Source organism: Pseudomonas sp. 05T35, assembly GCF_056396605.1.
The window spans coordinates 1-9,193 of record NZ_JBFTLU010000152.1 but is presented as its reverse complement, the minus strand read 5'-3'; the positions used below and the strand labels follow the sequence as shown (position 1 = coordinate 9,193).

The window sequence follows — 9,193 nt, the reverse complement described above, 5'->3', positions numbered from 1 at the left end:
TCAATAGCCTACAAACTCACATCTCGCCATCGCATCCGATCTTGGAGGGTGGCGCCTACTGAAAGCTCGGCACGCTTTGCCAACATGTCGCGACCAGAAATCGTTGTGACTGAAGATTGGTTCGATGTTGAGTATTACATCGGCGACGCCCGCCACTGGGTGAAGACAGTCTGGGCAGCCACTCGCAGCCAAGCCAAGTACAAGGCTTACGAAGACCTGCAAGACAACGGCTGTAGCTCGAAGGCCATACGCTACACCGGCCCAAAGGATTAACTGGCCATGAACAGCGAAGGTGAGCCCCCCTGCATCTCAACCTGAGCGCCTATTACCCAATTCGGTGATCACCCGATTGAGTGGCGTTTGATGTGGGCACTCCAACCTTTCAGGGTATTCGTACCCTGGTGCTGCTGGTATTGGTGCTGGCGCCGATCAGGTCACCAACGTGTTCGACGATCACGGTCCATTCGTCGCAGGCGGCGTTATACCAGGCTTCGGCGAGTATCGCCTCGGACGCTGAAGCAGACTTCTGGAGCTTGGTGATGGTGTCCAGGAGTTCTCCCGCGAATGCCGTCCACCCGGTACGGAGCGAGTCGAGCGCGATGGCTATGCGGTTCATGTCGCCGAGCACCATGCCCGTGGATAACGTGAGGCCGTTCAAGGTGACAATCACCTGATCATCGGTGCTGAGTTCAGTCTGGTCACCTGCTATTGTCTGCTGATAGCCACTGATCTGCGTTTGCATCGAGGAGATCAGCGTTTGCGCCTCGGCGATCGACGCCACGCCAATGCCCGCCAGGATCAGCGACGCGCCTCCCGTGAAGGGTGTGAGCAGGACGCCGAAAATCGTCTCGATAATGCCACTGGTCCGTTTCGACTCTGCCTTGGATATCGCATCGCGGTCCGCCTGGATCTGCGTGTTCAGGGAAGCGATCTGCGCGTTGATGCTGGTGATCTGGGCCTGTAGCCGTTGCTCCTCAGCCTGCACCGCGCCGATGGTCGCTTGCATGTTCTGATGGGGGGTCTGCATGTTGACTTCGAAGGCCTTCAGCTTCGTCAGATAATCACCGCTTTGCGAGACAATCGACTGGATCGGCGGCTGCAACGCTTGTAGTGCGCTGACGAGCTGAGCCTGGGCGCTGTCGGAAGGGCTTTTTATCAGTGCAGCCAAAAGGGCCTGGATCTGCGGTGCACCGGCGGTAAAGGCATTGCCTGCCTGCTGGATCGTCTGGAGCACTTGCGAACTGAAGTAGAGGACACCGCTTTGCCGCCAGTCGAGGACAAGGTCCTCTGCCGCGCCGAGTTCGGCGTCGAGTTGCGGATACCAACTGGAGCTGACACCCGCGATCTGGGCCTCGACGACAGCCTGGCACGAAGCGTTGAGGAGCACGACGGCTGACATCGCCCCGTCGATCTGCGCATCCGCAGTCTTGGCACTTAATGGCATCAATAACTCCTTAATGAATGAGTACTGCGCGGCACATTGCCGCGCAGTATCTGTTCGATCACGCGGCCTGAGAGGTGATCTTGCCGTCCATGTCCATCTGGGCGGTGGGCATGTTGATCTGGGTACCCTGCAGTGTCGTGGCGAAATCAATGGCGAGCTGCCACTCGTTCGCCGCCGCATTCGTGAACGCCATTTCGAGCAACGTGCTGAGTGCTTTGTCGGCTTTGGTCAGATCGTTAATAACGCCCTGCAAATCGTCGTGGAACCCGGCCCAGCTCGTGCGGAAGTCAGAAAGTGAGCTCTCTGCCTGCACCATGTTGCCGACCGCCTGATTTGCCGATGTCGCAAGCCCCTGGAGCGCCACAATCTGTGCCTGATCGGAGGACTTTTCCACCTGGTCTGCCGCAATCTGTTGGAAGTCAGAGTTGATCTCACTCTGAAACTTCGACCACTCAACCGCACCGCCGACAATCCCGGCTACGGCAACAGCGCCTACCACGAGGCTCGCGCCACCGGAAACAGGAGCCAGCGCRAGCGCGACAACGCCCAGAAAGATGCCGACGCCGACGGCGATCTGCGCATCCATCATGTACTTGTTCAGTTGAGTGATCGTATCGTTGAGGTTCTGGATTGCCGTATTCATCGCATCGATATCGCTTTGAAGCGCGACCTCGGCGTTCTGGATACTGCTGGCGCCGCTCGACAGATTGTCGTGCGCCGTCTGCAACCGGTCTCCCCAGGCCTTCAATTGAGCACTGGTTGTATCGACCGTGGCCAGGATCTCCGTTATCTGGCCCAACAGGCCGCCAATCAGCTGTTGAACCTGCTTGACATACTGGTTGTCCGCCCCCGACGCATTCGGATTGGCCTGACAAATGCTCACTATCTCGGCCGTAATAGCCTGGTACGTCGTGCCATAGTCGAGCACAGCCTGTGGAACACTCGCCGTCACCGAGGGCGCGATATTGTCGACCCAATCGCGGGCCACAGTTTTGGCGTCGTCGAGGTGAGTGCTGAGGGCGTCGTACCATGACGGCTTCGGATCGGGAGCAGTGAAGGTTGTGTTAAGGACGCCATGACATGCCTGAGTAATCAGGATGAGCGACAGGAATCCCTTCTGGGTCTTGGACTGAAGTGCCGGCTGCGGGGTTGGGTCAGACATTTTTACTCTCCTTAGTGAACCGCTGATACAGATCGGGTCCGTGCTTGTTGGGGATTGAGTACCACGGGCCTCCCTGTAGCTGTCTTGAACGTCGTCAGGGATGCGGCGAAACCGGCGATTGTCTGCCAGTTCGCAGCGGCGGTAGAGAGTGTCAGCAGATCGAAATAACCGGCTGGGTCAGCGCCATCGTTCAGCGCATCGATTGCCTGCTGCACACCTTGTGCCTGGTCGCGCCACATTTGCGAGAGCTGCGGCACTACATCGTTTATCGACCTGAAGGAAAGTTGCAGGTTGTAAAGAAGCTGCAGGACCGACTTGGTCGCTGCGGCGGCCTGAGCGGCCTGGCTCGCTTCGATTTGAAGCTCGGCGATCTTCTGCAAGGTCGCCTGGACTTCTGCGGAGCCTTCGACAAGGTCGGCGAAGAACCGCCCGATCGTGATCGCAGACGTCAGGAAGGAAAGAAACGGAACGCCTTCAGCGCCGTCGACCGCGACATCGTAGACGATGCTCACGGACGTGGAGACGACGCCTTTGCCGTCGCTGATCGAGCCGCTCGTGATAGCGTCCCCGAGCGATCCGACCAAGTCCTCAAGTCGCGCGAGTTCGGCCGCGATCTTCACCATCTGCTGCTCTTCCGCGGCCAGAGACTCCCATCCCTGATCAATACTCGCCTCAAGGAGCGGCTGGATGTCCGAGAAAGTATCGAGCTGCTCTTTCAACGCAACCCCGGCCGCATCAGTTGCCACCGCTGCGGCCTGCAGTTGCGGTATCAGCACTTGGCCAAGCACCTGCACCCACTGCGACGCAGTGACGAGCTGGCCGTTCTTTTGCAGGCTGGCGATCGAAGCAAACGTCGCATTATAGGTAGCGAACTGATCCAGAATCGGCGCCCAGATCGAAGGTTTCGCCATGATCCAGCCACCACCCGCAGCCGCCAACATCGCCACCCGGTTTCGCACGGAAGCGAGCCAGTCAGGATCCTCCGTGAGCTTCCCGATGAAGATGGTACGGGTCGTGGCACAATAGTTGTCGATGCTCACGACCTCGTTCAGCGCCGCAACCAGTAACGTCTTTGCGAAGTTGACAGTAGGACTGAGCATCAGGCAGTAATCACAAGGAAGGGGTCAAAGGTTTTGGAAGTTCCGTCCATGGTCAGCACCACCGAATACTGCTGCTGGCTGCTGGTTCCCTGAGCCTCGACGCGCCCTTCCCAGTAAACACCGTTCGGGTTTTTGTACTGGCTCGGCACACACACCTTGTCTGTAATCATCTGGCCGGTGAACTGGGTGATGCTGACGTCGCTGGACGGTGAAACCGGCACCACGCTCCAGGTAATCAGTTGCCCGTCCTGGCATGCAGTCTTGAGCTCAACCTGACCCTCATTGCCGGAACCTACATATTTGTTGGTGTCGACAAGGTAGACGTTATCTTGCAGGTTTCCGGCGAGCGCAGCTTCCACGTCGACGACGATCAGTACATCGATGGTTTTTAAAGTCATTACTTTCTCCAAGGTAGCCGCGCACCGAGGTTCGGCGTCAGGCAATTTTCAGATTTGAGTTCAAAGACATGGATTTGCCGCCGACCGACAGGGTCACGGTGTAAGCGAAGGAAGCGAACTGCTGTCTGGATTGCACCTGGCCGGACCAGAATTGATCGCCTTGAGGCCCGTTTGTGCTCGGTCTACAGATGCCACTAGACACCATGTCGCCCGAAAAACCGGTGATTGCCACCTCGGCACTGGGGTCGATGGCGGTGACGCTCCAGATCACCACTTGTCCGTCCTGACAGACGGTGTTGAGCGTGGAAGTCCCCTCGCCCCATGATCCGAGGTAACCCTTGGTATCGACCAGATAGGCATTGTCCATTGCGGACCCGCTAGCCAGTGCACCATCGGTATCTATAACGATCAGCGCAGATATAGAGCTCATTCCAAGGATCCCTCCCACTACCGCTTTCCTGATGGCAGACGCCGTACAAGGCGACAGGGTCGATGCCATCGGCTGGGAGACTAGACCCGAGATCAGCTTGCCGCAAACCGATAATGTTAAATTGCTATGACTGTGTGAAATTTCAGGCGTAGCGACCGGCGAATGGTTGCAGTGCTGCGTTGTTCAACCCTTTTGATTAAAAGCTGGCGAGAGCATGGCCTGCCTGGCTTAAAGTAAAAATCGCAAAACGAAAAAAGAGGCCGAAGCCTCTTTTTAATACCACCGAGTCGAGTAGGAGGCGTCTTCACAGCCGCCCCTCGAACGATGGCCCCGCCGCCACATGGGCATGGGCTGACTCGGGGGGCGCGGTGAGCAGCTACCTTGAGCTAGCCGGGGCTTGGGTGCATCCGGTGCGCTTTTCCTATCTAAACCTGCACTTCAGTATGTTGGACGACCTCATAGAGCGCCCGAAATCGATCGTCTAAACTCAGGGTTGAGCTTGAGGGTTCAGCCATGTGCGGACGACTTTCGCAATACAAGGGTATCCACGACTTCGTGGCGGCGCTGAGCATGCCCAATGCTCTGGTCAACACCGTTGGCGACCAGCCGCTCGAGCAGTACAACGTCGCCCCCACAACAAGGGTCGCACTCTTTCGCCAGGAGGGCGACACACTGCGCGCCGACCTGGTCAGGTGGTGTTGGCGACCGCATTGGGCAACCGATCAGCCAGCGAAACCGAACGGCAGAGTCGAAAAGGTAGCGCATAGCCCATTCTACCGGGCGATCTGGCCACACCGAGCCATCACCCCCATCAACAACTGGTTTGAATGGGTCGATGAGGGCGGGCCGAAGAAGCAGCCCTATTTGATCCGGCATCGGGACGGCTCACCGATCCTGTGCGCTGCTATTGGCCAGTTTACGACCGGCGAACACGCGCCTAGCGAGTATGACGGCTTCGTGATCATCACTGCCGATTCGGCAGGCGGCATAGTGGACATCCACGATCAACGTCCGGTAACACTGGCGCCCGAGGTAGCACGGGAATGGCTCGACCCGGCCACACCCAAGGAGCGCGCCGAGCATATGATGATTCAACAGGGAGAGCCGTCCGAGGCCTTCGAATGGTTCAGGGTCGACGCAGCCATTGGCAATGTGCGCAACCAAGGCGCGAGCCTGATCAAACCGATTTGATGGGCATTTTTTTAATCGGAGAGCAGATTGCCGGGCTTTCACACCGTCTGTGCAGGTGCCTTTTTTTAGCCTGGTGTTTATGCAAAGTCGAAGCCTTGTAAAACCACTCGATGTAGTCAACGATGCAATTGGCTTTCGTCCCATGTTTTGTGCCATGGCACCCTGCCCCACTTCCTGAATGTTCAGGACCAAAGTTCACGGACTTTATCCACGAAAGACCTGATGACAGCAGAACCGACTATCCTTTCGGATAGTGAACGCTGCACTCTTGGCAAAAAGGGACGCCATGCCAAACCATGATCGCGCCATCGGCTCCAGACCCGACATCACATGCGGTGATCGAACCTGTCTGATCAGGCCCTGGTTACTCTGGATGGCTTCAATTACGGTTTTCTGTCTTTTCACGGCAACTCCCGGATACGGGCAGAACCTGCCAACTGCAGCGGGTGTCGAAAACGCCACGGTTACGGTGATTCAAGCGCAGGAAATCGTTTCCAGGGCCACCCTCGAAGCCGTTCGCTGGAGCGGCCCTGAATCCGGCCCGCAAGCCCTGAAGGGCAAGAGCATCGCCCTTGTCGCAGAAGATTTGCGTAACGGAGGAATTCTCGGTGTCGCGCAGGGCGCTCGGGAGGCAGCCAAGGCGATGGGCTGGACGCTGGAGATATTCGATGGCGCGGGATCATCGACCGGGCGCGCAAAGGCCTTTTCCGATGCCCTGGCAGCGAAACCCGACGGGCTCATTTTGTGCGGCTCCGATGCCCTTGAGAACAATGCGGCACTGATCCTCTTCGCCAACAGGAATGTGCCGGTGGTTGGCTGGCACGCCGGGGCACGCCCAGGGCCGATTGACGGCACTCCGGTGGCCATGAATGTCACGACCGACCCGCTCGAAGTGGCTCGCCTCACAGCCATGGCGGCAGTGGCACAGTCAAACGGACACGCCGGCGTGGTCATCCTGACCGACTCCAAGTACAGCATCGCCATGGCGAAAGCCAAGGCCATGGAAAACGTCATTCGGGCCTGTCGGGAATGTACGTTGCTGGAAGTGCGCGATGTCGCGATCTCCGATAGTGGCGAGAAGATGCCGGCGCTCACCAATGAACTGCTTCAACGCTATGGCAAGCGCTGGACCCACACGCTGGCCATCAACGATATCTATTTCGACTACTCGATTGCCTCATTGACCAACGCCGCAATACCCGGTGACGGCATCAGTCTGTTGTCTGCCGGTGATGGCAGCGCTTCGGCTTTCTTGCGCATACAGGCAAAAACCTACCAGACCGTCACCGTGGCCGAGCCGCTCAACCTGCATGGCTGGCAAGTGATGGATGAATTGAACCGGCTGTTTGCAGGTCAGCCGGTGAGCGGCTTCGTAGCGCCGATTCACCTGGTCAATGCCGACAATATCGCCTTCGACGGCGGGAAGAAATTCCAGTACGACCCTGACAATAGCTATCGAGAAATCTATCGCCACCAATGGAATCCCTGACATTGGACGTTACTTCCCGGCTCGGACGCCAGCTATTTCCGCAATCGCTACGCGCACAGTTCACACTGGCGTTTCTGACGCTGGCGCTGCTGATCCTGGCGGGTGGTGCAACGGCGGTCTACGCGTTGCGCACGTCAAACAGCGCCACTCGCCAGCTGACGGATGAACGACTGGTCCGCATGCAAAATGGGCAAGACATGCTGCAGCGTACCTTGCTGATCGAACGCCAGACCGATCAACTCCTGACAACCCGCTCCCCCGACTCCCTGCGTACAAGCTATGCGGCGACCGTCGAACAGCTTGAAGCCCTTGATCAGTTGGTGCAGCAGCTGACTGCCGCGAACAGTGGCGTGGCGATACTCGACATGTATCAGTCGAGTCAGATGTTTCGCAATACCGCCAACATCGTTGCGCAGTTGCGAGAAAGCCTGCTGCAAACCGAGGTCACCTTCGAGCAGACCCTGGAAGATCACACCACCCGGTTAACCGCGACCAAGACTCCGGTCAGCCTGGAACTGGCGGTGTTACTTTTCGATCTGCCGCAGGCTGTTGACAGTGATGCCGTGCAACGCCTGCGGATCCGATATGAGCGCCTGTCACGTACCGCAGGCAAGTTGCCCGACGCGGAGGTGGAAACGCCCGATCTCTTCTCCCTGCGCCTGAGGCTCATCAATCAGCACAACGTCATACAGCGGTTCAATGAGGAGCTGAAGAATGAGGCCGGGGTTCTGGTCGCGGTGGCCCGTGCGCAATCCAGTGCCTACACCGAAGACTATCGCAACGCCGTGCAACGCCTGGTCGAGGCCTCAAATCGTAGCCAGCAATGGGTGCTGATCATGTTGGGCGCCAGCCTGGTGTTCGCCTGGTTTGTGACCCGGGTCTTCATGGGCCGTCATGTGCTCGTGCGCCTGAATGAAATAAGCCGGCAATTGCGTCAGGAACACACTGACAAAACGCATTTGATGATGGCCGAACACGGGAAAGACGAGATCGGCAACATGGCTCACGCGGTGAATCAATTCCTCAAAGACCGACTACAGCTGGAAAAAAGAACGGTCCAATTGAGTATCGCCACAGAGCGGCTCGCCGTGCAAAACARCCGATTAGAGCAAGAAGCCRTCATCCGTGCCGGACAAGGTCRTGTCCTGGAGCTGATCGCCAGGAGCACCGAGCTTGCAGAAGTCCTCGASAGCCTGGCTCACCTGGTCGAGTCCCAACTGGACGGGATGATGGTGTCCATCCTGGTGCTGGATGAGGATGGCAAGCACCTGCTGCATGGGGCTGCGCCCAGTTTGCCGAAAGCCTATAACCAGCTCATTGACGGGATTGCGATCGGTCCGAACGTCGGTTCATGCGGCACCGCGGTGTATCGACGAGAACCGGTCATCGTCACGGATATCGAGCTGGATCCGCTGTGGGAAGAGTACCGTTCAGCCGCTGCGCCCTATGGATTTCGCGCCTGCTGGTCGACGCCGATTCTGTCCCATGAGCGAAAGGTATTGGGGACGTTTGCCTTGTATTCCAGCACCGTACGCAGCCCTAGCTCGACCGAGACGCGACTGATCGACATGGCGACACCGCTTGCCGGCATTGCGATAGAACGCCAACTGACCGAAAAACGCATTCGCTATATGGGCGACCATGACGCACTGACCGGGCTGCCGAATCGCACACTGCTCGAAGACCGTCTCAAGCAGGCAATACTTTATGCTCAGCGCTACAACCGCCAGGTCACAGTGGCGTTTCTCGATCTGGACAAATTCAAACTGGTGAATGACAGCCTTGGGCACAGTGCGGGAGACGAACTGCTGAAAACCGTCGCCCAGCGCATGCTGGAGTGTGTACGCCGCACCGACACCGTCGTGCGACTGGGTGGCGACGAGTTTGTGATCATCCTGTTCGACCAGCCCTCAGACCTCGACGGCGTTACTCCAGCCCTGCACAAAATCCAGGAAGCCATCCTGCGGCCAATTCAGCTC

General features: G+C 57.9%; 8 protein-coding genes and 1 pseudogene. 4 read left to right on the top strand and 5 right to left on the bottom strand.

From position 1 onward, the window contains the following. A pseudogene (locus tag AC1DH9_RS13905) lies at positions 1 to 273 on the top strand (hypothetical protein); the annotation flags it as partial. A 109-nt stretch (positions 274 to 382) separates the two neighbouring features. Here the strand turns inward: AC1DH9_RS13905 and makE are convergent. The 5 genes from makE to makC (AC1DH9_RS13880) are packed head-to-tail and all read right to left on the bottom strand — an operon-like array spanning position 383 to position 4,534. After that, positions 383 to 1,444 carry an alpha-pore-forming cytotoxin subunit MakE gene (gene makE / locus AC1DH9_RS13900; RefSeq protein WP_427545665.1) on the bottom strand — a complete coding sequence of 354 codons (1,062 nt, stop codon included), beginning with the start codon at positions 1,442 to 1,444 and terminating at the stop codon, positions 383 to 385. A gap of 58 nt (positions 1,445 to 1,502) precedes the next feature. Further along, complete coding sequence (gene makA, locus AC1DH9_RS13895) at positions 1,503 to 2,606, bottom strand: alpha-pore-forming cytotoxin MakA (protein WP_427545663.1); 1,104 nt, start codon at positions 2,604 to 2,606, stop codon at positions 1,503 to 1,505. 11 nt (positions 2,607 to 2,617) lie between these two features. Beyond that, positions 2,618 to 3,706 carry an alpha-pore-forming cytotoxin subunit MakB gene (gene makB / locus AC1DH9_RS13890; protein ID WP_427545661.1) on the bottom strand — a complete coding sequence of 363 codons (1,089 nt, stop codon included), beginning with the start codon at positions 3,704 to 3,706 and terminating at the stop codon, positions 2,618 to 2,620. Then, entirely contained in the window at positions 3,706 to 4,104 is a 399-nt protein-coding gene (gene makC / locus AC1DH9_RS13885) for an alpha-pore-forming tripartite toxin MakABE regulator (RefSeq protein WP_427545659.1), read from the bottom strand. The genes makB and makC (AC1DH9_RS13885) overlap by 1 nt, the downstream gene beginning before the upstream one ends. A 37-nt stretch (positions 4,105 to 4,141) precedes the next feature. After that, on the bottom strand, positions 4,142 to 4,534 hold the full coding sequence (gene makC, locus AC1DH9_RS13880) for an alpha-pore-forming tripartite toxin MakABE regulator (RefSeq protein WP_427545657.1): 393 nt from the start codon (positions 4,532 to 4,534) through the stop codon (positions 4,142 to 4,144). Between the two features lie 513 nt (positions 4,535 to 5,047). Between makC (AC1DH9_RS13880) and AC1DH9_RS13875 the strand changes: the two genes are divergently transcribed. The 3 genes from AC1DH9_RS13875 to AC1DH9_RS13865 form a co-directional block, all read left to right on the top strand. Continuing rightward, positions 5,048 to 5,725, top strand: coding sequence for an SOS response-associated peptidase family protein (locus AC1DH9_RS13875; RefSeq protein ID WP_427538646.1), 678 nt, complete (start codon positions 5,048 to 5,050; stop codon positions 5,723 to 5,725). A gap of 469 nt (positions 5,726 to 6,194) precedes the next feature. Continuing rightward, positions 6,195 to 7,214, top strand: a complete 1,020-nt coding sequence (locus tag AC1DH9_RS13870; protein WP_427538655.1) for a substrate-binding domain-containing protein — start codon at positions 6,195 to 6,197, stop codon at positions 7,212 to 7,214. Beyond that, on the top strand, positions 7,202 to 9,193 hold a 1,992-nt coding region (locus AC1DH9_RS13865; protein WP_477808306.1), incomplete at its 3' end, for a diguanylate cyclase domain-containing protein. The genes AC1DH9_RS13870 and AC1DH9_RS13865, both read left to right, overlap by 13 nt.

Excerpts from the sequence above, each read along its gene's own strand:
- makE (WP_427545665.1), bottom strand. The coding sequence starts at position 1,444 with ATGCCATTAAGTGCCAAGACTGCGGATGCGCAGATCGACGGGGCGATG.
- makB (WP_427545661.1), bottom strand. The coding sequence starts at position 3,706 with ATGCTCAGTCCTACTGTCAACTTCGCAAAGACGTTACTGGTTGCGGCG.
- makC (WP_427545659.1), bottom strand. The coding sequence starts at position 4,104 with ATGACTTTAAAAACCATCGATGTACTGATCGTCGTCGACGTGGAAGCT.
- makC (WP_427545657.1), bottom strand. The coding sequence starts at position 4,534 with ATGAGCTCTATATCTGCGCTGATCGTTATAGATACCGATGGTGCACTG.
- AC1DH9_RS13875 (WP_427538646.1), top strand. The coding sequence starts at position 5,048 with ATGTGCGGACGACTTTCGCAATACAAGGGTATCCACGACTTCGTGGCG.